The organism is Pseudoxanthomonas sp. 97-1-1 (assembly GCF_057773125.1).
Window position 1 is genome coordinate 54,067 of sequence record NZ_JBYMTJ010000002.1, and the last position, 22,506, is coordinate 76,572.

The window sequence follows — 22,506 nt, forward strand, 5'->3', positions numbered from 1 at the left end:
CGTCTTTACACGGGCCCGGAAGACCTGGCCTTCGTGCCGATCAACCAGCGCTGAGCCGTTCCGGCGCGCAGGGCAGGGCCGTTTCGACGCAGGCCGGGCGGCCCCGTGTCGTTTGTGTGACCCGTGTGGCAGCCCGGAACAGGTCGGCCGGGTTACTACTTGCGGTCGCAAGGGGTGCGTCGCAGCGAGCGGGAGGGGCCCGCCGCACGATGCTGGGGGACGCCATGCAGACCATGTGGTGCAAGACCGACGCCGGACGCAACGAGATCCAGCAGCGCACGCGCAAGCTGCCGGCGGGGTTGCGTTCCATCCTGTTGCTGGTGGATGGCCAGCGTAACGACGAAGAGCTGCGCGCGATGATGAGCGGGCTGCATGCACCCGACGACGCGCTGCAGCAGTTGGCAGCCGACGGATTGATCGAGCGGCGCTCGGGCGCGGCATCGCTGCTTGCCGCCGTTGCCGCGCCGAAGGCCGGCGACGGGGTGCAGGCGACGACGATGACATCTGCCGAGCGCTACAACCTGCTCTACGCGCGGATCACCGAAGACATCCGTTCGCACATCGGGCTGAAGGGCTACTTCCTGCAGCTGAAGGTCGAGCGCTGCGCCGACGCGGACGAACTGGCCGCACTGCTGCCCGATGTGGCCACGGCGCTGACGAAGGCACGCGACCATACCTTCGCCACGCGCTGGCTGGAGGATGTGCGCGCATCGATGGCCTGACGCGCGCGCGTCGAAGTCACGCCAGGCCTTCGGCCTTCAAAGCAGCCTGCACGCCGGCATCGGCCTCCATGCGCTGCTTGAATGCGGCGATGTTCGGCAGCCCCGAGAGGTCCACGCCGGTGCGTGCGGCCCACCGCAGCGTGATGTAGAAGTAGGGGTCGGCGAAGCTGCGGAAGCCGGCCAGCCAGTCGCGTCCTTCCAGCTGTTTCTCCGCGCTTCCGAACAAGCCCCGCAGGCGCTTGCGTGCCGCTTCCTTTACCTCGTCGAATCGTGCCTCGTCGCCGATGAAGCGCGCCGGCCCGAACAGCGGATGGAAGGCCGGGTGCAGATCGGAATTGACGAACGAGAGCCAGCGCGCCGCCTGTGCGCGCTGCTGCGGCGAGCCATCGCCGGCGAGATGTGCCTGCGGATAGGTGTCGGCGATGTACCCCATGATCGCGGCGTTCTGGGTCAGCACGAAGTCGCCATCGACGATCGCCGGCACCGCGCCGGTAGGATTGATCGCCAGGTACGCGGGCTCCTTCATCTCGGCGGCCGTCATCACCTGCACCTCGAACGGCTGGCCGGTCCACTGCAGCGCGATGTGGTCGGCGGTCGAGCAGGCGCCGGGCTTGGTATAGAGCTTCATGCGGGTGTCCAGGAAAAAGAAAGGCCCGCGATTATCGCGGGCCTCGGATGCATGCAGCGTGGTGTGGGGTGCAACGGATCGTCGCGTTTGATGTGACGTATCGCGGCGGTCAGCCCTCACCCCGTGCCCTCTCCTCGAGAGAGAGGGAAAGTAGGTGCCATGCGGGTTCGGCTTCGGCGAGCGGGTCGACGCGTTGGGCGTTGATGCTTCGAAAGCGCCTGTTCCTAGGTGCGGGGCTTGAGCTTCTGCACGCGCAGGAAGGTGTGGTCACCGATGGTGGCGACGTGGTATGCGTTGCGCCAGCTCGGGCTGGCGATCTGGTGCGCCATGAAGTGGCTGGCGCCCGGCACGATCTCCTTGCGCTGCCCGGGCGGCAGGGCCCAGTTGCGCTCGGCGTTCAGGGCCACGCTGACCGACTTGGCCCAGGCGTCCGGGTTCTTCAGGCGGGTGTTCGGGCCCACGATGGTCGGGGCGAACTGCTTGCGGGCGGTGACCACGGAGCAGACCGAGTCACCCCACAGGCCACTGTCACGGCGTCGCAGGGCGACTTCGGCGACGGCTTGCTGCCCGCGGAGGGTCTGGTCGCGGGCTTCCAGGTACACGGTGGTGCTGAGGCAAAGCGAATCGGCGGCCGGCTGCGGCAACATCTGCGACAGCCATAGGATCCAGGCCAGTTTCATGGGAACTCCTTGCTCCGTCTTTCCCGCGCCCCTGCCTCTCCCGTTACGCAGGGAAGGACATCGATGGGACGGCGGCTAGGGCGTCATGGGGAGGCAGCCTTCACACGGGCTGCCCGGGGACCGGCAAGGCCGGACCAGAAGGGTCCGAGCGCCGGGCTCAGCCCGCTTGAACTGGGCGGCGGGCCGGAAAGTGGGCGCAAGGTAGGGGGAGGCGACCCAACTCGGCCTGAACGGGTCGGCTTGACGGACGGGGTGCCGGTCTGGCTGGAAAGTGTGAGGCGTGTCGCACCGGCGAGGCCCCGGCGGCGCGGAAATGCGCCCGGCCAGGCCTCATCACCCGCTGCCCAGCACAGGTGGGTGCCTGCGGGATGTCGTGCCGTCGTGGGTGCTCCGCCGGCCAGCGGCCGGCGCGTTGCTAAAGGCTGGCGGCCAGCCGGCTCCCCTGGTCGATCGCGCGCTTGGCGTCCAGCTCGGCGGCCACGTCGGCACCGCCGATCAGGTGGGGCGCCCGCCCCGCAGCGATGAGGTCTGCCTGCAGTTCGCGGCGCGGCTCCTGGCCGGCGCAGACCACCACATGGTCCACCGGCAGCAGGTGCTCCGCACCGTCCACCTTGATGCGCAGTCCCGCGTCGTCCACGCCCAGGTACTCGACGCCACCGAGCATCTTCACCTGCTTGGCCTTCAGCGTGGCCCGGTGCACCCAGCCGCTGGTCTTGCCCAGACGCGCACCGGGCTTGCCGGGGCTGCGCTGCAGCAGCCAGACCTCGCGCGCGGGCGGTTCCGGGTGGGGTCGGGCCAGGCTGCCGCGGGTCTCGAAGGCGGGGTCCACGCCCCATTCGGCCATCCAGCGGGCAGGATCCAGCGACGGCGAGGGGCCTTCGTGGGTCAGGTATTCGGCCACGTCGAAGCCGATGCCCCCGGCGCCGATCAGCGCCGCGCGCGCGCCCACCTCCACCCGCCCGGAGAGCACGTCCACGTAGCTGACCACCTTGGCGTGGTCGGCACCGGGAAGCGCGACCTGGCGCGGGGTGATGCCGGTGGCCAGCACCACCTCGTCGAAGCCGTGCAGGTCCGTGGCGCTGACCGGCGTGGACAGTTTCACGTCCACCCGGGTTTCTTCCAGCCGGTGGCGGAAATAGCGCAGCGTTTCGTGGAACTCTTCCTTGCCGGGAATCTTCTTGGCGTAGTTGAACTGTCCGCCGATCTGGTCCGCCGCGTCGAACAGGGTCACCCGATGGCCGCGTTCGGCCGCGACCGTGGCGCAGGCCAGGCCGGCCGGGCCGGCACCGACCACCGCGATGCTCTTCGGCGCGAAGGTCTTGGTGTAGTTGAGTTCGGTTTCAGCGCAGGCGCGCGGATTGACCAGGCAGCTGGCCATCTTGTTCTCGAAGACATGGTCCAGGCAGGCCTGGTTGCAGGCGATGCAGGTGTTGATGGCCTGCGGCGTGCCGGCGCGGGCCTTGGCTGCCCACTGCGGATCGGCGAGCAGCGGGCGTGCCAGCGACACCATGTCGGCCTTGCCGGCGGCCAGGATGCTTTCGGCGACCTCCGGCATGTTGATGCGGTTGGTGGCCACCAGCGGCACGCGCACGTGCGGTTTGAGCTTGGCGGTCACGTCCACGAAGGCCGCGCGCGGCACCGACGTGACGATGGTCGGCACGCGCGCCTCGTGCCAGCCGATGCCCGAGTTGATGATGGTGGCGCCGGCGGCTTCCACTGCCTTGGCCTGCGCGACGATCTCGTCCCACTGGTTGCCGTCGTCCACCAGGTCCAGCAGCGACAGGCGATAGATCAGGATGAAGTCCGGCCCCACCGCCTCGCGCACGCGGCGCACGATCTCCACCGCGAAGCGCATCCTCTTCTCCGGCGTGCCGCCCCAGGCGTCGTTGCGCTTGTTGGTGCGCGGCGCGGTGAATTCATTGATGAAGTACCCCTCCGAACCCATGATCTCCACGCCGTCGTAGCCGGCGTCGCGCGCCAGCTTCGCCGCATTGGCGTAGGCCGAAATCTGCCGCTCGATGCCGCGGGCCGACAACGCACGCGGGGTGAAGGGGTTGATCGGTGCCTTCAGCTTCGACGGCGCCACCGTGAGCGGGTGGTAGCCGTAGCGGCCCGCATGCAGCAACTGCGCGCAGATCTTCGCGCCGTGTTCGTGCACCGCCGCGGTGACGAACTTGTGGGGGCGCGCCTCCCAAGGCCACGACAGCTTGCCGCCAAACGGTTTCAGCCAACCCACCAGGTTGGGCGAGAAACCACCGGTCACGATCAGACCCACGCCGCCCGCCGCGCGCTCGGCGAAGTACGCCGCCAGGCGCGGGAAGTCCTTGGCGCGGTCTTCCAGACCCGTATGCATCGAGCCCATCAGCACCCGGTTGCGGACCGTGGTGAAACCCAGGTCCAGCGGCGTGAACAGGTGGGGGTAGGGCGAGGGGGCGTTGGCGGCGATGGCGGTCATGCGGGCGGTGGATACGCTTGCGTATGGAAGAGGTAACGATGCCGCGACAAGACGCCCGGCGCAAGACGGCGCGGGCCAGGTCACGACCGGCATCCCTGGCGCGAAGCAGGGCACAGAGCCGGCCGGCTTGCAAGAGTTGTCCCGCCCCGCAGGCTCGGGGACCATAGGGTCCCCAGGTTCCCGGGCCCTCATGGACGCCGCAACACCGCCCCTGCACGACTACCTGCGCGCCGGCTTCGCCGCCGTGGACCTGCCGGACCTCCATCCCCTGCTCGGTGCCCGCGACCTGTTGCGGGCTTTCTCCACGCTGTTCCATGGCGGCGAGGAGAGCGTCATGGTGCGCCTGCTGGTCCTGCGCACCCTCGGCGAGCGCGGCGAGGCGCCGGACTGGTCGCCGCAGGAATTGCGCGACCAGTTCGCCTACCTGGATCCGGTCAAGTTCGACACCGTGCTCGGACGCCTGCGCGAGAACGATCTGCTGTTGTGGGACGGGGCCAGCCAGCGCTACCGCATCAGCCCGATCGGCCGCCAGGCACTGGCCTCGATCGGCCTGCTGCTGCAGTTCAACCGCGAAGGCGACGAGCTCGCCTACGTCACCGCGCAACTCGCCGCAGGCCAGGCCATGGGCCGGGTGGGCGCCGACGACCTGCAACATCTGTTGTCCCGGTTGAATGAACTGCGCGAGGACTTCGACCAGGCGGTGCTGAGCGGATCCGAACACCGCATCCAGCGCGCCGCCGACACGCTGCAGTCGGTCTGGCAGTGGGTGGAGAAGGGCACCGAACTGATCCGCGACATCGCCGCCGACGGCGAACTGGATACCGCCACCCACCGCGTCGCCCAGCAGATCGGCCGCGCGCAGAGTGCGCTGCTGCGGCAGGCGTCGGTGTTCCAGCGCGCGCTCAATCAGCTGGATCGTCATCGCGTGCATCTGGGGGCCAGCGGGCTGTCGTCGTCCGATGTCAACCGGTACCTGCGTGCGCTGGATGCCCAGGCGCTGGCGACACTGGCCGACGACGTGCTCATGCATGTGCCCCAGCCGGTGTTCGCACTGGGCCCGATCGCGCTGGACGTGGCCGAGTACGAACTGGTCGAGCGCGAACGCGCCGCGCAGGATGACGCGACGCTGCCGCCCTCGCAGGCTGCGCCGGTGGATACCCACGTGCCGGTGGCGCAGAACGAGTACGGGCACGCCGAGCAATGGTTCGACCAGTTGGCCGCCCTCGACGCCGAGGCACTGTTGTCGGACTGGGTGCCGCAGGACGGCTTCGCGCTCAGCGCGTACCGCTTGTCCCTGCTTGGCCTGATCGGCGACGCCGGCGCGGAGAACCGCCATGGCATCACCGCTTCGCTGGCGCAGCTGCCGATGCAGTGGCACGTAGGTACCGAGTTCGAACCCGTCCAGCGTGCCGGCGTGGCTTACATGAGCCGTGGCCGGCTGCTGCCGCAGACCCCCGGGGTGCCGGCACAGCCCGGGCCTCTCCGCAACAAGAAAACCCGCACCGCATGAATGACCCCATCGCTTCCCTGATCGCACGGCTGCTGGCCGAGCGCTGGCTGCCGCGCGAGGACCGCGCCGTGCGCCAGGTGCTGGTCGACGCCGAACTGCGCGACGACCTTGATCGCCGCCTCGCCGCCGCCGGCCTGCGCCTGCTTGAGCATCCCTATGCGGCGCATGTCGCCGTCGGCGTCGCGCGCGCGCAGGAGAGCGACGTCTACGGCCATGGTGACGCCTGGGCCGCCAGCAACCTCTCGCTGGGGCGCGACACGATCGCGCTGCTGGTCGTGCTGTGGGCGCTGCTGGTGCTGCCCAAGCGCCAGCGCCAGATCGCGCGGCAGGAAGGCGAGCGCCAGCATGAGCAGGAGCAGATGTTCGCCGAGCTCAAGCCGGTGCCGGTGGGTGCGGAGCTGGTCGAACCGGTCAACGAACGCACGCTGCTGGCCGACTTCGCCGACAGGCTCGGTGGCAAGGGCCGCTTGCAGATGAACCTCGGCACGCTGCACCGGCATGGCTTCATCGTGCGTCGCCGCGAGCGCATCCACGAAGGGCCGCTGCTCGACCTGGCTTTCGATTACGAGCGCATTGCCAGCCGGGTGATGGAGGGCGCGCTGGCGCAGGTGATCGAGGAGGCGCGTGCCTCGCAGGCGAATGCGCCCGAGGTGCCGCCGGACGAGAGTGTCGATGAAGTGAACGAGGAGCAGGCCGATGTTTGAGTTCCGCAGCCTGGAAGTCGTCCACTGGGACTACTGGCAGCGCTACACGCTGCCGCTGGATGCCTCCATCATCACCGTCGTCGGCCCGAACGGCTCCGGCAAGACCACGCTGCTGGACGCGCTGCGCACGCTGCTGGCGATCGACGACCGCGACATGGCGCGCGATTACAAGACCTACTTGCGCCACAACGGCAAGCCGTATGCCTGGTTGCGCGCGGTGGTGAGCAATCCGGTCGACCGGCGCGGCAAGCGCGCGTTCTTCCCGCACATGGACGAGCAGGTGACCATCGCCTGCCGCATCCGCAAGCGCGGCGGCGACTGGTCGCGCGACTACCAGATCGTCGCGGGCGACGTGCCGGTGGAGACGCTGGACCAGGGCGGCGACTGGCTCGGCGTGCGCGACTACCGCGTGCGTCTGGCGGGCGCCGGCCTGAGCCGCGCGATCTGCCGCGTGCTGACGCTGGAGCAGGGCGCGACCGACAAGCTGTGCCAGCTGTCGCCGCGCGAACTGTTGCAACTGGTGTTCGACGTGTTCGAGGACAAGGCGGTGCTGGACGACTACCAGCGTGCCCGCAACGAACAGTTCGACGTGGAGAAGGAGATCGGCCAGTTGCAGCAGGGACTGGCGGAACTGCATGTCAGGCTGGAGTCGTCGCGCGCGGACGTACGGTCGTTCGAAGACGGCCTGTCCCTGCGTTCGCAGCGCAACCGTCTGCAGACCGAGATCGCCCCCAAGGTGGAGCTGGCCGACCTGCGTGCCACCATCGAAGGCGCACGGCCACGCCTGACCGGCCTGCGCCGCGCGCTGCGCGAGCGCGAACGCGCCCACGCGAACCTGCTTGCCCAGGAGGTGGCCGCACAGCTGCAACGGGACCGTGCCGCTGCCGAGCTGACCGGGACGCGCGCGCAGCTCAGGCAGGCGGAAGCGATCTTCACCCAGGCGCGCGACCATGCGCGCGATGCCGAGTCACTGGTGCGACGCCATGACGAACTGGCGAAGCTGCAGGCCGAGCGCGGCGGTGCCGACGTGGAGGCCTTGAGCCGTGAACTGGAAGATGGACGCCGTCGCCAGGCCGAACTGAAGCTCGAAGCCGAACGCGACCGCCAGCGCAATGGCGAGATCGCCGCCCAGGTCGGCGCGCTCAGTGGCGGCGGCCGGGTGGTCGAACCGTTCGAGCGCGAGTTCCGCGCGGCACTGGATCGCCAGGGCATCGCGCATCGCGTGCTCACCGAGATGGTCGATGTCGTGGATGCGGACTGGGCGGTCGCGGTGGAGGCCATGCTGGCACCCTACCGCCACCTGGTGCTGCTGGATCACCCGAAGGACGCCCGCGAGGCCTGGCGGCTTGGTGAACAGATGCAGTATCGCCACTTCGTCGTCGCCGATCGCGCGCCGGTGGAGAAGGCGACGAAAGGCTCGTTGCTGGAGGTCGTGCGGTTCTCCGGCGACCCGCCAGCATGGCTGCCCCGGCATCTCGACCGCATCCAGCGCGTTGCCGATGTCGAGGCCGGCCATCGCCTGCCGAAGGGCCAGGACTGGATCACGGCCAAGGGCTACCTGCGCGAGCAGCGCGGCGCTCGCCATGTCGGCGGCGGCGCGCATCATTTCGGCGCCGGTGCACGGCAGGCGCAACTCGTGTCGTTGCGTGCGGAACACGCGATGCTGCTGGACCGTGCGCAGGTGCGCGAGGACGCACTGGCCACGTTGCGCAAGCAGCTCGACGCCGCGCAATCGCGCCTGCTGGGGCTGGATGCCGGGCAGGAACTGGTGACGCGTGCGGCGGAGTTCGCCGATGCCATCGAGCGCCTGCCCGCGCTCGCGGACGCAGCGGCCGTGGCAGGCGCTTCGCTTGCCGAGGCGCGTGCACGCCTGGATGCCCTGGAAACACAGGACAAGGTCGAGGGCATCGCGGCGGCAAGCCGTGCTGGCGAGATCAAGGCGCTGGCGATTGAGGTGCGTGAGCGCGTTCAGCAGATCGACCAGGAGCGCATGGCGCTGGTACAGCGGATTCTCGATTACCGTCGTCGCCGTGCGCAGATGCCGGTCGCGTGGCGCAGCGCGTCGGTGTTGCGTGCGGCGCGCGAGGAGTACGAGAGCGCCAGCTCGGTCCGTCGCGAACTGGAGCGGATCGAGGAGCGCATCGCGCGCGGGGGCTACGTGGAGGATGAAGGGTGCGTTGCGCTGCGCGACAAGTTCGCCGCCGACCATGCCGGGCTGGAAGCCGCCATCGGCAAGCGCGAGGCGCACCTGCATCGCGCACGCCGCCTGACGGAAGAGGCGCGCGGCGCTTACATCAATGTGCTGCGCGCCACGGTGCGTCGCTACAAGCGCAATCTGGCGGCGCTCGGCGAGCTGGCCGGCATCGGCGTGGATGCCGAGCTGCCCGAGCTGGTGAACGAGGACACCGCGTTGGCGCAGGCCGGCCTGACCGTGCGCTTCGACTTCGACCGCAAGGGCTGGATCGGCCTGGACGACGGCGAGGCCTCGGGCGGACAGCAGGTGATGAAGTCACTGCTGCTGCTGGTTGGTTTGCTGCGTGACGAGGAGCAACCGGGCGGCTTTGTCTTCATCGACGAACCGTTCGCGCATCTGGACGTGGCCAACATCGAGAAGGTCGGACGCTTCCTGCGCTCGACCGACGCGCAGTACATCCTGACCACTCCCATCACGCACAACGTCAACGTGTTCGAACCGTCCGACCTGGTGCTGGCCACCAGCAAGCGGCGCGCCGCCAGTACCTGGGCGGAGCCGGTCGCCGTGCTGAAGCGCGACCGAGGCGGGGACGCCGTGGCGGCCTGACGCCGCCCCGCGTCGCCTACAGCGCTGGTCGCCGCATCCGCAGCAGGGCGATGCCCATTCCGACAAACAGCGCGCCGGTCGCGCGCTGCCAGTATCGGCCCCATCGGCCCGCAAGCCAGCGCCGCAGGTGGCCTGCAGCAAGCACGTAACACAGGTGCGAAGCCACCGTGCAGGCGGCGAACGTGGAGGTCAGCAGTAGCCCCTGCAGCCAGGGGGATGTCGCCTGGTGCATGAACTGCGGCAACAGCGCGGTGAAGAACAGGATGCTCTTCGGATTGGTGACCGCCACCATCAGTCCCTGCGCATACAGCTGGCATGCATCGCGCGACACCGGGCCGGGAGCCGGCATGGTCACCAGCATGGATGGCGCGCGCCATTGGCGGACGCCCAGGTAGACCAGGTAGGCGGCGCCCGCCATCTTCAGTATCGCGAATCCCGTTGCGGAGGTGCGCAGCAGGGCGCCCAGCCCAAGCAGTGCGGCCAGCGCGACCAGGAACACGCCGGTGGCATTGCCTGCCGTCCCGAGCAGTGCGCGCCGCGCACCCTGCGTCGCCGTATTGGACACCGCCAGCAGCACCGCAGGGCCGGGGCTGAATGCCGTGGCCAGGCACAGCGTGCAGAACCACCACCACGCGCTCGTCGTCATCGTTGCGGTACCCGCATGGGCATCACCAGCCTGCGACCACCAGCTTGCCGATGGTCGTGCCCGACTCCAGCCGGCGGTGTGCTTCGCGCAGGTTGGCGGCATTGATCGGTGAAAGCGTCTGCGTCAGCGTGCCGCGCAGAACGCCGGCATCGACCAGATCCGCCACGCGGTCCAGCAATGCGCCCTGTTCGCCCATGTCGGCGGTGCGGAAGCGCGGGCGGGCGAACATCATTTCCCAATGGATGCCGATGCTCTTCGCCTTGTAGGGGTCGCCGATGCGCAGCTCGCCGCGCGGTTCGACGATCAGACCGACATGGCCCAGCGGCGCCAGCAGCTCGCCGAGTTCGGCCCAGTAGCGGTCGGTGTCGGCCAGGTTCAACGCAGCGTCGAGGGTGTCCATGCCCAGCGCCTTGAGTTGCGGGCCGAGCGGTTCGCGATGGGTGATCACGTGGTCGGCGCCCAGCGCCTTGCACCAGTCGATCGTGTCCTGTCGCGACGCGGTGGCGATGACGGTGAAGCCGGCGTGCTTCGCCAACTGGATCGCGATCGACCCCACGCCGCCGGCGCCGGCGATCACCAGCAACGACTTGCCCGCACCGCCGCCGTCCAGCGCGTAAGGCATGCGGTCGAACAGCAGCTCCCACGCGGTGATCGTGGTCAGCGGCAGGGCGGCGGCCTGTGCGAAGTCCAGCGACGCGGGCTTGTGGCCCACGATGCGTTCGTCGACGAGCTGGAACTGCGCGTTGCTGCCGGGCCGGGTGATGTCGCCCGCGTAGTAGACGGCATCGCCGGGCTTGAATCGCGTCACTGCCTCGCCGACGGCTTCAACCACCCCGGCGGCGTCGTAGCCGAGCACCTTCGGCTGTGCTTCGACCTGCGGTTTCGGCGAGCGCACCTTGGTGTCCACCGGATTCACGGAGACAGCCTCCACGCGCACCAGCAGGTCGTGGCCGGCGGGCGAGGGCGTGGGAAGTTCCACATCGGAAAGCGATTGCGGATCGTCGATGGGCAGGTAACGGGTAAGCGCGACAGCTTTCATGGGGCGGCTCCGGCATGTGGGGGAAAGGCCTGGACGGGCAACGGACTGCGTTCGGAGAAATGCCCGCGCCAGTACGGATAGTAGGGATACGGCGTCTCCACGGCGCTGGCAGCATCCAGGCGCGCGATCTGGTTGGACGACAGCTGCCAGCCGATGGCACCCAGGTTCTGTCGCAGCTGTTCCTCGGTGCGTGCGCCGATCAGCACCGTCGACACGGTGGGGCGCTGCAACAGCCAGTTGATGGCGATCTGCGGGATCGACTTGCCGGTTTCCCCGGCGACTACGTCCAGCGCATCGATGATGCGGAACAGACGCTCCTGTTCCACCGGCGGCCCCATGTCGGCGGTGTCGTGCAACCGGCTGGTGGCAGGCAGCGGTTGCCCGCGTCGCAGCTTGCCGGTCAGCCGGCCCCAACCCAGCGGGCTCCACACCACCGCGCCTACTCCCTGGTCGATGGCCAGCGGCATCAGTTCCCATTCGTAGTCTCGGCCGACCAGCGAGTAGTAGGTCTGGTTGGCGACATAGCGCGTGTAGCCGTAGCGTTCGGCGACGCCCAGGGATTTCATCAATTGCCAGCCGGCGTAATTGGACACACCGAGGTACCGCACCTTGCCGGCACGGACCAGGCCATCGAGCGTGGACAGCGTTTCCTCGACCGGCGTCAGCGCATCGAAGGCGTGCAGTTGCAGCAGGTCGAGGTAGTCGGTGCCGAGCCGCTGCAGCGACGCATCCACCGCCTTCAGCAGGCGGAAGCGCGACGCGCCGGCATCGTTGGGGCCTTCGCCCAGGCGCAGGCCGGTCTTGCTGGACAGGATGACCTGGTCACGCCGGCCTTTCAGGGCCGCGCCCAGGATCGATTCGGACGCACCGTCGGAATAGACATCGGCGGTGTCGAAGAACGTGAGGCCCGCGTCCAGGCTGATGTCGACCATGCGGCGCGCCTGCGCGGTATCGGTGTTGCCCCAGGCGCCGAACAGCGGCCCCTTGCCGCCGAACGTGCCGGCGCCGAAGCCCAGCGCCGAGACTTTCAAGCCGGAACGGCCGAGAAACCGGGTTTCCATGGAGGAGTCCTGATGAGGAAGGAGGAGCGGGTCAGGTGCCGGCGGCATCGCTGACGAGCACGAGACGCTGGCTGCGGCGTTCCAGCCCCAGCGCCCACAGCGCAACGGCGAAGGCGGCTGCCGGCACCAGCGCGGCCACCCACGGCAGCGCCGACAGGCCCAGGCCTTGCGAGATCACCACGCCACCCAGCCACGCGCCGAGCGCATTGCCGAGGTTGAAAGCACCGATGTTGAGGCTGGATGCCAGGCTCTGTGCGCCGCTCGCTTTCTGCAGCACCCAGAGTTGCAGCGGTGACACGGTGGCGAAGGCGGCGGCGCCCAGCAGCCCGGTGAACGCGATCATTGCCCAGGGGCTGTGCAGCGCAAGCGTCATCGCGCCCATCACCAGCGCCAGCAATGCCAGCGTGCCCAGCAGGGCCGGTGCCAAGCGGCGGTCAGCGAAGCGGCCACCGAGCAGGTTGCCGACGATCATGCCAACGCCGAACACCAGCAGGATGGGCGATACCGCCGCATCAGTGAAGCCGGTCACCTGCGTCAGCAGCGGCTGGATGTACGTGTAGACGGTGAACATGCCGCCGAAGCCCAGCACCGTCATCAACAGGCCCAGCAGCACCTGCGGGCGCGCGACCACGCGCAGTTCGTCGCGGAACGACAGCGGCATCGGCGCGCTGCGGTCGGCCGGCACCAGCGTCGCGATGATGACCGTAGCCAGCACGCCGATCGCGGTCACCGCCCAGAACGTCGCACGCCAGCCGAACTGCAGGCCCAGCCAGGCACCCGCCGGCACGCCGAGCAGCGTGGCGACCGTGAGGCCGGTGAACATGATGGAGATGGCGGAGGCCTTGCGGTCTTCGCTGACCATGCCGGTGGCGACCACGGCGCCCACGCCGAAGAACGTGCCATGCGCCAGCGACGTGACCACGCGCGCGGCCATCAGCAGCTCATAGCTCGGTGCGAGCGCACAGGCGAGGTTGCCCAGCGTGAACACGACCATCAGCGCCACCAGCACCGCCTTGCGCGGCATCCGGCTGGTCGCGGCGGTCAGCAGGGGCGCACCGACGAACACGCCCAGCGCGTAGCCGGAGATCAGCAGGCCAGCGGCAGCGATGGATACGTGGAGGTCGGCAGCGACCTGCATCAGCAGGCCCATGATGACGAACTCGGTGGTGCCGATGCCGAAGGCACCGGCGGTGAGCGCATACAGACCCAGAGGCATCCGGGTGGCGGGGGAGGTGGCGGGAGGCATGGGGGCGTACGGGAGGAAACGGGGCGTGCAGCTTGCGGCTTCCTTTCGTTTTGAAAAACCGTGAATATGCCGAATCACTATCAACAGAATATTGATAATGGATCGAGTCGGTGACCTGGCCCTCTTCCTGCGCGTCCTCGACCTGGGCTCGATCACCGCAGCCGCGCACAGCCTGGACCTGTCCGTGGCCGTCGCCAGCCAGCGGCTGAAGCGGCTGGAGAAGGAACTGGGCGTACGCCTGCTGCACCGGACCACCCGTCGATTGCATCCAACGCCGGAGGGGGCCGCGCTGGCCGAGCAGGGCAGGGTGCTGGTGGAGGAACTGGAGACGCTGGGCACCGGCCTGCGCGAGGCTGCGCGCGAAGTCGCCGGCACATTGAGGGTGACCACGTCCGCATCGTTCGGGCGCCAGTACGTCTCGCCGCTGCTGCCCGCCTTTCTCGCGCGGCATCCGAAGCTGCGGCTGAGCATCCATCTGAGCGACAACGTGGTGGACCTGGTCAGCGAGGGCTTCGACCTGGCGATCCGCATCGGGGCGTTGGACGATTCGCGCCTGGTTGCGCGGCGCATCGCGCCCAACCGACGCGTGCTGTGCGCATCGCCCGACTACCTGCGCCGAAGAGGTCGACCGCGCGTGCCTGAAGAACTGGCCCAGCATGATTGCCTGCTGCTGTTCGGCAGCGGCGGCCGCCAGGATGTGTGGCGGTTGGGCACTCCGGCGGGCAGCGAGATCGCGGTGCGGGTGCAAGGGCGCTTCGAGAGCAACTTCGGCGAAGTGCTGCGCGACGCTTCACTGGCCGGCGAGGGCATCGTCATTCATTCGTTGTGGCACGTCGCCGACGACCTGCGTGCCGGCCGGCTGGAGGTCGTCCTGTCCGATTACGCGCTGACCACGACTGCCATCAGTGCGGTGATGCCGCAGCGCCGCCTCGTGCCGCCGCGCGTGCGGGCCTTCACGGATTTCCTGATCGAGCAGTTCGGCGACAACCCGCCCTGGGAGCGCGGACTGTAGACCGGGTCAGGCGACGTCGAAGGCGAACGCGTCCAGGGCCAGTCCCCCCATTTCCACGTCGCGATGCAGGAGCCGCCCCTTGGCCCCCACACCACCGGCTCCCAGCGCCACGTACAGCGGAAACAGGTGCTCGGTCGTCGGATGATTGCGGTGTGCCTCGGGCAATGCGGTCCAGTCGAGCGCTCCCGCGATGTTGCCGGCCAGCAGGTGCTCGCGCAGCGCATCGGTAAATGCGGCGACCCAGGCATAAGGCGTCGCGTGCGCGTGCTGCCAGTCCAGCGCACGCAGATTGTGCGAGAACCCGCCGGATCCGATCACCAGGACGCCTTCCTCGCGCAGCGGTGCCAGCGCCCTGCCCAATCGGTAATGCCAGTCCGCGCTCTGTGCCGGATTGACGGACAAGGCCACCACCGGGATGTCCGATGCCGGGTACATCCGGCGCAGCGGCACCCATACGCCGTGGTCCAGGCCGTGATGGTCGTCGACCTGCGCCTCGAAGCCCGCCTCGGCGAGGCGGCGCGCAGCATCCCCCGCCAGCGCAGGTGCCCCGGCCGCCGGATACTGGATTCCGTAGAGCGCTTCGGGGAATCCGCCGAAGTCATGGATCGTGCCCGGCCGGGGTGCCGCAGTAAGGGTGGGATGGGCGTGCACGAAGTGCGCGGATGCCACCACGATCGCGCGGGGCCGCGGCAACAGGCCCCCCAAGCGGTCGAGGAAACGGCCGGTAGGGGAATCCTCGAGGGCCAGCATCGGCGAACCATGCGAGAGGAAGAGGCTGGGGAGGTGTACGGCGGAGGTGGGCAGGTTCATGATGCGAGCATCGGGCGCCCCGGACGACTTACCAAGAGGCATCCGTGCATCGGTGTGTTGCCCACGGGAGTATCGTCACGGGCGAGCAGCGGGCAGGCGCTCTGCGCGTCGGCCGCGTGAAGATCTGCGCCAGTTCCCTTCAGGAGTGTTAACCTTGCCCGACTTGTTATGGTACCGTTAACACAGTCTTCACGTACCCGCGCATAATCTGTTCAGCAAGGCGATGGGTCCCTGTCGTCTCGAATAACAACTAGAAACGCCGGAACCACCGCAACAGACGTATTTCGGTTTCTCTACAACTGAACTTTTACAAGGAAAGGAGCTGCAAATGAACAAGAAGATTCTCTGCGCCGCGCTGCTGGGCGGCCTGAGCCTCGCTAACCACGCGATGGCGCAGGAGTTCGACGACCGTTGGTACCTCACCGGCTCCGCCGGCTTCAACCTGCAGGACGACGATCGCCTCACCCGCAACGCCCCGTTCCTGGGCCTGGGCCTTGGCAAGTTCATCAGCCCCAACTGGTCGCTGGACGGTGAGCTGAACTACCAGAACCCGAAGTTCGAAGACAACCGTGACGCCCTGTGGAGCCAGTACGGCATCTCGCTGGACCTGCGTCGCCACTTCGTGCAGGAAGGCCGCGGCTGGAACCCGTACATCGTCGCCGGCCTGGGCCTGCAGCGTTCGGAAGAAGAGTCGCTGATCAACGCGTCGAACCAGACCCGTGACAACAACCTGGCTGCCAAGCTGGGCGTCGGCCTGCAGACCACGCTGGACAAGCGCGTCGGCGTTCGCGCCGAACTCGCCTACCGCGCCGACTTCAACGACCAGAGCGCTGCCGCTCCGCAGGAAGACTGGTTCGGCGATGTGCTGGCCTCGGTTGGCGTCGTGATCCCGCTGGGTCCGAAGGCTGAAGCCGCTGCCCCGCCGGCCCCGCCGGCTGCGCCGAGCTGCGCGGACCTGGATGACGACGGTGACGGCGTCAACAACTGCGACGACAAGTGCCCCGGTTCGCAGGCTGGCCAGACCATCGGTCCGGACGGCTGCCCGGTGCAGGTTTCGATCGACCTGAAGGGCGTGAACTTCGACTTCGACAAGTCGACCCTGCGTCCCGACGCGATCGCGATCCTCAGCGAAGCCGCCGAGATCCTGAAGCGTTACCCCGACCTGCGCGTCGAAGTGGCCGGCCACACCGACCTGTGCGGTGCCGATGCCTACAACCAGTCGCTGTCGCAGCGTCGTTCGCAGACCGTGTACGACTACTTGACCAGCAACGGCGTGGATGCTTCGCGTCTGGTGGGCCCGGTGGGTTACGGCGAGAGCCGTCCGCTGGAGCCGACCGCGCAGACGCTGCCGGGCTGCAAGAGCGAGCGTAACCGTCGTACGGAACTGAACGTCCAGAACTGATCGGACGCTCTTCCCGCAACACACGAAGCCCGGCCAAGTGCCGGGCTTCGTTTTTTCGGCAGGCGTAGGCGCGATTTGCGTGACCGCGTTTCCGTCTTGCGCAACGCAGGGCGTGGGTGACTTGCAATTCCTTGCCATGCCTGGAGGGCGTGCCTAAACTCGCCGCACGAACAGGAATACTCAGGAGTCATCACGATGCGCCGTCATGTCCTCGCCAGCCTGCTGTGCATCGCCGCGATTCCTGCCGCCCATGCCGCACCCGACTGCACGGGCAGTCTGGTGCCGCCGCCGTTGAAGGCATCGAACACCGTGATCGCGCCGGTCGCACCGGAGTTCACCGCCACGGCCACCCAACTGGGGGCACCGTCCGGTGTGCTGGCGTCGCATGCTTTCGACGAATCGCAATCGGTGGACCGCGTGCTGATGCGCCTGCGCATCGAGGGGTGCCGCAACATTGCCAAGGCGTTGCCCGCACCGGGAACGACGTCTGCTGCGGCAGCCACCGCGAGCCCGGCGGCATATCAGCCGAAGACCGCGCATGACAACTCGCCCTGGCGTTTCGACATGAGCCAGAACGGCAAGCGGATGACGGCAGACGAGTTCGATGCGTGGATGAAGTCGCGTGGCGTGCGCGTGGTCAAGGCGCCCGGTGCGCCGGCCGCTGCACCCGCGCCGGCTCCCGCCGAGCCGCCCAAGAAGAACTGATCGACGAACGGCCGGCATTCCCGGCCGTTTTTCCGCCGGACACCGCCATGCCTGAGCGTAGACCGCCTCGCGATACGCAGACGACCGCGCGCCGCAGCATGTCCGGCAGTCCCGCAGTACGACACGGATTGGCGCGCATCCTGTCCAAGCAGGGCGTCTGTTCGCGCACGGAAGCCGCGCGCTGGATCACCGACGGCAGGGTGTCCGTCGACGGGCGCATCGTTCGCGATCCGGAATTCCCGGTGGTCGCCGGCCGTGCTGTCGTGCGCGTGGATGGCCAGGCGGCTGCGGCGGCGGATCGCCACTACCTGATGCTCAACAAGCCTCGCGGACTGGTGACGACGACGCGCGACGAACGCGGGCGCGACACTGTCTACCGTTGCCTGGAGGGTGCCGGCCTGCCATGGACCGCGCCGGTGGGGCGGCTGGACAAAGCCAGCGAGGGTCTGCTGCTTTTCACCAACGATCCGGAATGGGCCGCACGCGTCACCGATCCGGCGTGCGGGCCCGACAAGACCTACCACGTGCAGGTCGATCGGGTGCCCGACGAAGCATTGCTGCGCGCGCTGCAAGCGGGGGTCCACGTCGGAGGGGAGCATCTGGCTGCCCGCCAGGCACGCCTGTTGCGTGCCGGCGAACGTAATGCCTGGGTGGAGATCGTTCTCGACGAAGGCCGCAACCGGCAGATCCGACGATTGCTTGAGGCCTTCGACATCCGCGTGTTGCGGCTGGTCCGGGTCGCCATCGGTCCGTTGCTCCTGGGCACGCTGGCGAAGGGGTCATGGCGCATGCTCGATGCAGCGGAACGCGAAGCGCTGGCGCCGGTGACCGGCTTCTGATTGCGCGACCGCGGTCAGGGTTCGCTGTCGTGTGCTTGCCTACACTCGCTCACGCCTGACCACTGGGGAATTGCCATGCTCGACCTGACGGCGCGCCTGCCTGCGCGTTTCGTTGTTCTGTTTGTCATCGGCATGGCGGCGGGCTGCGCCTCGAAGCCGCCACACGCCAATACCGCCGGCGTGAAGGAAGAAGTCGTCAGCGTGCGCCCGGGGCCGCATGGCCACCGCTTCGACATGCAGCAGAATGGCCGCAAGATGACGGCGGAAGAATTCGATGCCTGGATGAAGGCGCGCGGCATCCGCGTCGCCAAGGGCGCGCCCGCCAGGCCGAAGGCTTCCGCTGTCGCCAAGCGCGCCCGCTGACCGCGGGCGCACAGGCTTCGGCTACGCCTTCAGTACGGCCAATTCGCGGCCGATGCGGATGAAGGCGTCGATTGCGCGATCCAGGTGTTCGCGCGTATGCGCCGCACTCATCTGCGTGCGGATGCGGGCCTGGCCTTTCGCGACCACCGGGAAGAAGAAGCCGATCGCATAGATGCCCTCCTCCAGCAGTCGCTCGGCGAAGCGCTGTGCGAGCGGTGCGTCGTACAGCATCACCGGACTGATGGGGTGCACGCCGGGCCTGATGTCGAAGCCGGCAGCCGTCATGCGTTCGCGGAAATACGCCGTGTTCTGTTGCAGGCGTTCGCGCAGTTCGCCGGCGGAGGACAGCATGTCGAAGGCCTTGATGCCCGCGGCCACCACGTGCGGCGGCAGCGAGTTGGAGAAGAGGTAAGGCCGGGAGCGCTGGCGCAGCAATTCGATCACTTCCCTGCGCGCGGTCGTGAATCCGCCCAGTGCGCCGCCCATCGCCTTGCCGAGCGTGCCGGTGATGATGTCGATCCTGTCCAGCACGCCCTTCACTTCCGCCGAGCCGCGGCCGGTCGCGCCGAGGAAGCCGGTGGCGTGGCATTCGTCGATGTGCACCAGCGCGTTGTACTTCTTCGCCAGCGCGGTGATCTCGTCCAGCGGCGCGATGAAACCGTCCATCGAGAACACGCCGTCGGTGGTGATCAGCTTGGTCTTGCACCCCGCGGCGTCGGCGGCCTGCAGCTGCTTTTCCAGGTCGGCCATGTCGCAGTTGGCGTAGCGGAACCGTTTGGCCTTGCACAGGCGTACGCCGTCGATGATCGATGCATGGTTCAGCGCATCGGAAATGATCGCGTCGTCCTCGCCCAGCAAGGGTTCGAACAGGCCGCCGTTGGCGTCGAAGCAGGCGGCGTAGAGGATGGTGTCCTCGGTACCGAAGAAGTCCGCGATCGTCTGCTCCAATTGCTTGTGCAGGTCCTGCGTGCCGCAGATGAAGCGCACTGACGCCATGCCGAAGCCATGCGTATCCAGCGCGTCCTTCGCTGCCTGGATGATGTCCGGGTGGTCGGCCAGCCCCAGGTAATTGTTGGCACAGAAGTTCAGCACCGTGCGCCCGTCCGCCAGCGTGATCTCGGCCGATTGCGGGCCGGTGATGATCCGCTCGGCCTTGAACAAGCCCTGGGCACGGATCTCGTCGAGGGTGGCGGCGTAGTGGGCGGTGAGCGGGCTGGACATGGGCGCGGATTGGAAGAGGAGGCCGCCATTCTAACCGCCCGTCGGCCACGCCCCGTCCGTCATGCTGTCGCGGAATAAGCGGTCGCCGTTTCGTCATTTCCCAGCCCGCATGTGCACACGCAGCATCGCGTCTCCGGCCGACGACGGCTATCGCACGGGGACATGGGGTCATGCGGATACCACCGGGACAGCGCAAGCGGAAGGGCAGCGGCGTCGCCATCCTGGGCGCGCTGGCCTGTTCGCTGGCCATTCCCGTGTCCGCACAGAGCCAGCCCACCGTGCAGGAGCTGCTGCAACGGCTTGAAGCCCTCGAACGCCGCGTCGGTGATGCACCGGCGGCCGTGGCCGCTGAAGGCGAATCCGCGCCCGCCACGTTGGGTGACCTGGACCAGCGCCTGCGCGTCCTGGAGCGCCGCCTGGAACTGCAGCAGGAAGAGACCGCCGCCAAGGCCAAGGAGGCCCCCGTCATCGCGGTGAACGACAAGGGTGCGTCGCTGAAATCGGCCAATGGCGATTACGAGGTCAAGATCCGCGGCCTGATCCAGGGCGACGGGCGCTTCTTCAGCAGTGGCGTGCCGTCGGGCACCTACGATACCTTCCTGCTGCGTACGGCACGCCCGACCATCGAGGGCACGCTGGGCAAATGGATCGGCTTCCGCTTCACGCCGGAGTTCGCCGGTGACAGCGCCAGCATCGTGGATGCCTATGCCGACCTGAAGTTCTCGCCCGCCGCGACGGTGCGTCTGGGCAAGTTCACCTCACCGGTGGGATTGGAACGCCTGCAGTCGTCGTCTGCCTTGTCCGACGTGGAACGTGCGCTGCCCAGCGAACTGGCGCCCAATCGCGACATCGGCGTGCAACTGCAGGGCGAGTTGGCCGGCAGCAAGCTGAGCTACGCGATCGGTGTGTTCAACGGCACGGTCGACGGTCGCGATGCGGCGACCACCAATCCGGACGACGAGTTCGAGGTCGCCGGCCGCCTCTTCGTCGAGCCATTCAAGGACGGCGCGGGTTTCTGGTCCGGCCTCGGCTTCGGCATCGGCGGCAGCGCCGGCGATACCGTGGGCACGGGGAACAACATCCTCCCGCGCTATCGCACGCCCGGGCAGGTGCAGTTCTTCAACTATCGCAGTGCGGTCGCCGCCGACGGCAGGCGCACGCGCTGGTCGCCACAGGGCTACTTCTATCGCAACGGGTTCGGGCTGCTGGCCGAGTACATCGCGTCGAAGCAGGAACTGGTGGTGGCGGGCAATGCCGCCGAACTGGAAAACACCGCCTGGCAGGCCACGGCCAGCTACGTGCTGACCGGCGAAGACGCCAGCTATCGCGGCGTCGTGAAGCCATCGAACCCCTTCAGTCCCGGCAAGGGTGGTTGGGGTGCGTGGGAACTGGTCGGCCGCTATGGCGAACTGGAGATCGATGAGGGTGCGTTCCCGCTGTTCGCCGATGCGTCGGTATCCGCGCGACGCGCCAAGGCATGGACGCTGGGCGTCAACTGGTACCTCACCAGCAACCTGAAGCTGGTCTTCAATTACCTGGACACGCAGTTCGAGGGCGGGGCCGCCGCAGGTGCGGACCGCGAAGACGAAAAGGCCGTGTTCTCGCGACTGCAGGTCGCCTTCTGATTTCCGGAGACATCGCATGAAGACACCATCCATCCGACGCCACGTCCACACCGCCTTGCTCGCCTTCGGCCTGACGCTGGCCGCAGCGGCCGGCGCCAAGGACATCAAGCTGCTCAACGTGTCCTACGACCCGACGCGCGAGTTCTATCGCGAGTTCAACACCGCCTTCGCCGCCGAGTGGCAGAAGACCAAGGGGCAGAAGGTCAGCATCGAGACCTCGCATGGCGGCTCGGGCAAGCAGGCGCGTTCGGTGATCGATGGCCTCGAGGCGGACGTGGTGACGCTCGCCCTGGCCTACGACGTGGATTCCATCGCGCAGCGGGCCAAGCTCTTTCCCGCCAACTGGCAATCGCGCCTCCCCGAGAACAGCGCGCCGTACACCTCGACCATCGTGTTCCTGGTGCGCAAGGGCAATCCGAAGAAGATCCGCGACTGGCACGACCTGGTGAAGCCGGGCATCTCCGTCATCACCCCGAATCCGAAGACCTCCGGTGGCGCGCGCTGGAACTATCTTGCGGCGTGGGCCTACGGTCTGAAGATCTTCAAGGGTGACGAGGCGAAGACGCGCAACTTCGTGCGTGGCCTGTTCCGCAACGTGCCCGTGCTGGACACCGGCGCGCGGGGATCGACCACGACGTTCGTCCAGCGCGGCATCGGCGACGTGCTGCTGGCGTGGGAAAACGAGGCCTTCCTGTCGATCGAGGAGCTGGGCCCCGACAAGTTCGACATCGTGGTGCCGTCGCTGTCGATCCTGGCCGAGCCGCCGGTGGCGCTGGTGGATCGCAATGTCGACAAGCACGGCACGCGCGAAGCGGCGCAGGCCTATCTGAAATACCTGTACTCGCCAACGGGCCAGCGGCTCGCGGCCAAGCATTACTATCGTCCGCGTTATCCGCAGCATGCGGCGCCTGCGGACATCGCGCGCTTTCCGAAGCTGGAGCTGGTGACGATCGATGGCGTCTTCGGTTCCTGGGCGAAGGCGCAGGCCACGCATTTCGCGGACGGTGGCGTGTTCGACCAGATCCAGGCGAAGTAAGG

20 protein-coding genes are annotated in these 22,506 nt (G+C 68.0%); 11 read left to right on the top strand and 9 right to left on the bottom strand.

Features of this window, described 5'->3' with window-relative positions:
• Window positions 1-224: 224 nt before the first annotated feature.
• Entirely contained in the window at window positions 225-722 is a 498-nt protein-coding gene (locus AC3DET_RS07410) for a hypothetical protein (protein ID WP_446538775.1), read from the top strand.
• A 16-nt stretch (window positions 723-738) separates the two neighbouring features.
• Here the strand turns inward: AC3DET_RS07410 and AC3DET_RS07415 are convergent, their stop codons facing one another.
• The 3 genes from AC3DET_RS07415 to AC3DET_RS07425 all read right to left on the bottom strand — a co-directional run bounded on the left by AC3DET_RS07415 (window position 739) and on the right by AC3DET_RS07425 (window position 4,485).
• Entirely contained in the window at window positions 739-1,350 is a 612-nt protein-coding gene (locus AC3DET_RS07415) for a glutathione S-transferase family protein (protein WP_488391199.1), read from the bottom strand.
• A gap of 224 nt (window positions 1,351-1,574) precedes the next feature.
• A complete protein-coding gene (locus AC3DET_RS07420) occupies window positions 1,575-2,030 on the bottom strand; it encodes a cell wall hydrolase (RefSeq protein WP_337731278.1) in 456 nt (151 codons plus the stop codon).
• A gap of 415 nt (window positions 2,031-2,445) precedes the next feature.
• Window positions 2,446-4,485, bottom strand: coding sequence for an oxidoreductase (locus AC3DET_RS07425; RefSeq protein WP_488391200.1), 2,040 nt, complete (start codon window positions 4,483-4,485; stop codon window positions 2,446-2,448).
• Between the two features lie 190 nt (window positions 4,486-4,675).
• Between AC3DET_RS07425 and AC3DET_RS07430 the strand changes: the two genes are divergently transcribed.
• Genes AC3DET_RS07430 through AC3DET_RS07440 form a run of 3 tightly spaced genes read left to right on the top strand, consistent with a single transcriptional unit; the run spans window position 4,676 to window position 9,499 of the window.
• Complete coding sequence (locus AC3DET_RS07430) at window positions 4,676-5,995, top strand: hypothetical protein (protein WP_488391201.1); 1,320 nt, start codon at window positions 4,676-4,678, stop codon at window positions 5,993-5,995.
• On the top strand, window positions 5,992-6,699 hold the full coding sequence (locus AC3DET_RS07435; protein WP_337731275.1) for a hypothetical protein: 708 nt from the start codon (window positions 5,992-5,994) through the stop codon (window positions 6,697-6,699). Before AC3DET_RS07430 ends, AC3DET_RS07435 begins: the two co-directional genes overlap by 4 nt.
• Window positions 6,692-9,499, top strand: coding sequence for an ATP-binding protein (locus tag AC3DET_RS07440; protein ID WP_446538771.1), 2,808 nt, complete (start codon window positions 6,692-6,694; stop codon window positions 9,497-9,499). The genes AC3DET_RS07435 and AC3DET_RS07440 overlap by 8 nt, the downstream gene beginning before the upstream one ends.
• A gap of 16 nt (window positions 9,500-9,515) precedes the next feature.
• Here the strand turns inward: AC3DET_RS07440 and AC3DET_RS07445 are convergent, their stop codons facing one another.
• Genes AC3DET_RS07445 through AC3DET_RS07460 form a run of 4 tightly spaced genes read right to left on the bottom strand, consistent with a single transcriptional unit; the run spans window position 9,516 to window position 13,491 of the window.
• A complete protein-coding gene (locus AC3DET_RS07445) occupies window positions 9,516-10,145 on the bottom strand; it encodes a LysE family translocator (protein ID WP_488391202.1) in 630 nt (209 codons plus the stop codon).
• Window positions 10,146-10,167: 22 nt separating this feature from the next.
• Complete coding sequence (locus tag AC3DET_RS07450) at window positions 10,168-11,184, bottom strand: zinc-binding alcohol dehydrogenase family protein (protein WP_488391203.1); 1,017 nt, start codon at window positions 11,182-11,184, stop codon at window positions 10,168-10,170.
• Entirely contained in the window at window positions 11,181-12,245 is a 1,065-nt protein-coding gene (locus AC3DET_RS07455) for an aldo/keto reductase (protein WP_488391204.1), read from the bottom strand. The genes AC3DET_RS07450 and AC3DET_RS07455 overlap by 4 nt, the downstream gene beginning before the upstream one ends.
• A 31-nt stretch (window positions 12,246-12,276) precedes the next feature.
• A complete protein-coding gene (locus AC3DET_RS07460) occupies window positions 12,277-13,491 on the bottom strand; it encodes an MFS transporter (RefSeq protein ID WP_488391205.1) in 1,215 nt (404 codons plus the stop codon).
• A gap of 97 nt (window positions 13,492-13,588) precedes the next feature.
• On the opposite strand from AC3DET_RS07460, the gene AC3DET_RS07465 reads away from it, so the two are divergent.
• Entirely contained in the window at window positions 13,589-14,503 is a 915-nt protein-coding gene (locus tag AC3DET_RS07465) for a LysR family transcriptional regulator (RefSeq protein WP_488391206.1), read from the top strand.
• Between the two features lie 6 nt (window positions 14,504-14,509).
• Here the strand turns inward: AC3DET_RS07465 and AC3DET_RS07470 are convergent, their stop codons facing one another.
• On the bottom strand, window positions 14,510-15,313 hold the full coding sequence (locus AC3DET_RS07470) for a dioxygenase family protein (RefSeq protein ID WP_488391207.1): 804 nt from the start codon (window positions 15,311-15,313) through the stop codon (window positions 14,510-14,512).
• A gap of 328 nt (window positions 15,314-15,641) precedes the next feature.
• On the opposite strand from AC3DET_RS07470, the gene AC3DET_RS07475 reads away from it, so the two are divergent.
• The 4 genes from AC3DET_RS07475 (at window position 15,642) to AC3DET_RS07490 (ending at window position 18,622) form a co-directional block, all read left to right on the top strand.
• Window positions 15,642-16,715 carry an OmpA family protein gene (locus AC3DET_RS07475; RefSeq protein ID WP_337731267.1) on the top strand — a complete coding sequence of 358 codons (1,074 nt, stop codon included), beginning with the start codon at window positions 15,642-15,644 and terminating at the stop codon, window positions 16,713-16,715.
• 195 nt (window positions 16,716-16,910) lie between these two features.
• Window positions 16,911-17,420, top strand: coding sequence for a hypothetical protein (locus AC3DET_RS07480; protein WP_337731266.1), 510 nt, complete (start codon window positions 16,911-16,913; stop codon window positions 17,418-17,420).
• Window positions 17,421-17,467: 47 nt separating this feature from the next.
• On the top strand, window positions 17,468-18,259 hold the full coding sequence (locus AC3DET_RS07485) for a pseudouridine synthase (protein ID WP_488391208.1): 792 nt from the start codon (window positions 17,468-17,470) through the stop codon (window positions 18,257-18,259).
• Window positions 18,260-18,334: 75 nt separating this feature from the next.
• The gene (locus tag AC3DET_RS07490) at window positions 18,335-18,622 is read left to right on the top strand and encodes a hypothetical protein (RefSeq protein ID WP_337731265.1); all 288 of its coding nucleotides are present in this window, start codon (window positions 18,335-18,337) and stop codon (window positions 18,620-18,622) included.
• 21 nt (window positions 18,623-18,643) lie between these two features.
• Here AC3DET_RS07490 and kbl read toward each other — a convergent pair whose 3' ends face one another.
• Entirely contained in the window at window positions 18,644-19,843 is a 1,200-nt protein-coding gene (gene kbl / locus AC3DET_RS07495) for a glycine C-acetyltransferase (protein ID WP_488391209.1), read from the bottom strand.
• 170 nt (window positions 19,844-20,013) lie between these two features.
• Here kbl and AC3DET_RS07500 point away from each other — a divergent pair, with 170 nt between their 5' ends.
• Both AC3DET_RS07500 and AC3DET_RS07505 read left to right on the top strand, forming a co-directional pair.
• The gene (locus AC3DET_RS07500) at window positions 20,014-21,468 is read left to right on the top strand and encodes an OprO/OprP family phosphate-selective porin (RefSeq protein ID WP_488391210.1); all 1,455 of its coding nucleotides are present in this window, start codon (window positions 20,014-20,016) and stop codon (window positions 21,466-21,468) included.
• 16 nt (window positions 21,469-21,484) lie between these two features.
• On the top strand, window positions 21,485-22,504 hold the full coding sequence (locus AC3DET_RS07505; protein ID WP_337731262.1) for a sulfate ABC transporter substrate-binding protein: 1,020 nt from the start codon (window positions 21,485-21,487) through the stop codon (window positions 22,502-22,504).
• Window positions 22,505-22,506 lie beyond the last annotated feature (2 nt).

Excerpts from the sequence above, each read along its gene's own strand:
- AC3DET_RS07490 (WP_337731265.1), top strand. The coding sequence starts at position 18,335 with ATGCTCGACCTGACGGCGCGCCTGCCTGCGCGTTTCGTTGTTCTGTTT.
- AC3DET_RS07430 (WP_488391201.1), top strand. The coding sequence starts at position 4,676 with ATGGACGCCGCAACACCGCCCCTGCACGACTACCTGCGCGCCGGCTTC.
- AC3DET_RS07505 (WP_337731262.1), top strand. The coding sequence starts at position 21,485 with ATGAAGACACCATCCATCCGACGCCACGTCCACACCGCCTTGCTCGCC.
- AC3DET_RS07465 (WP_488391206.1), top strand. The coding sequence starts at position 13,589 with ATGGATCGAGTCGGTGACCTGGCCCTCTTCCTGCGCGTCCTCGACCTG.
- AC3DET_RS07435 (WP_337731275.1), top strand. The coding sequence starts at position 5,992 with ATGAATGACCCCATCGCTTCCCTGATCGCACGGCTGCTGGCCGAGCGC.
- AC3DET_RS07420 (WP_337731278.1), bottom strand. The coding sequence starts at position 2,030 with ATGAAACTGGCCTGGATCCTATGGCTGTCGCAGATGTTGCCGCAGCCG.
- AC3DET_RS07480 (WP_337731266.1), top strand. The coding sequence starts at position 16,911 with ATGCGCCGTCATGTCCTCGCCAGCCTGCTGTGCATCGCCGCGATTCCT.
- AC3DET_RS07455 (WP_488391204.1), bottom strand. The coding sequence starts at position 12,245 with ATGGAAACCCGGTTTCTCGGCCGTTCCGGCTTGAAAGTCTCGGCGCTG.
- AC3DET_RS07450 (WP_488391203.1), bottom strand. The coding sequence starts at position 11,184 with ATGAAAGCTGTCGCGCTTACCCGTTACCTGCCCATCGACGATCCGCAA.
- AC3DET_RS07460 (WP_488391205.1), bottom strand. The coding sequence starts at position 13,491 with ATGCCTCCCGCCACCTCCCCCGCCACCCGGATGCCTCTGGGTCTGTAT.
- AC3DET_RS07445 (WP_488391202.1), bottom strand. The coding sequence starts at position 10,145 with ATGACGACGAGCGCGTGGTGGTGGTTCTGCACGCTGTGCCTGGCCACG.
- AC3DET_RS07425 (WP_488391200.1), bottom strand. The coding sequence starts at position 4,485 with ATGACCGCCATCGCCGCCAACGCCCCCTCGCCCTACCCCCACCTGTTC.
- AC3DET_RS07475 (WP_337731267.1), top strand. The coding sequence starts at position 15,642 with ATGAACAAGAAGATTCTCTGCGCCGCGCTGCTGGGCGGCCTGAGCCTC.
- AC3DET_RS07485 (WP_488391208.1), top strand. The coding sequence starts at position 17,468 with ATGCCTGAGCGTAGACCGCCTCGCGATACGCAGACGACCGCGCGCCGC.
- AC3DET_RS07500 (WP_488391210.1), top strand. The coding sequence starts at position 20,014 with ATGCGGATACCACCGGGACAGCGCAAGCGGAAGGGCAGCGGCGTCGCC.
- kbl (WP_488391209.1), bottom strand. The coding sequence starts at position 19,843 with ATGTCCAGCCCGCTCACCGCCCACTACGCCGCCACCCTCGACGAGATC.
- AC3DET_RS07470 (WP_488391207.1), bottom strand. The coding sequence starts at position 15,313 with ATGAACCTGCCCACCTCCGCCGTACACCTCCCCAGCCTCTTCCTCTCG.
- AC3DET_RS07410 (WP_446538775.1), top strand. The coding sequence starts at position 225 with ATGCAGACCATGTGGTGCAAGACCGACGCCGGACGCAACGAGATCCAG.
- AC3DET_RS07440 (WP_446538771.1), top strand. The coding sequence starts at position 6,692 with ATGTTTGAGTTCCGCAGCCTGGAAGTCGTCCACTGGGACTACTGGCAG.
- AC3DET_RS07415 (WP_488391199.1), bottom strand. The coding sequence starts at position 1,350 with ATGAAGCTCTATACCAAGCCCGGCGCCTGCTCGACCGCCGACCACATC.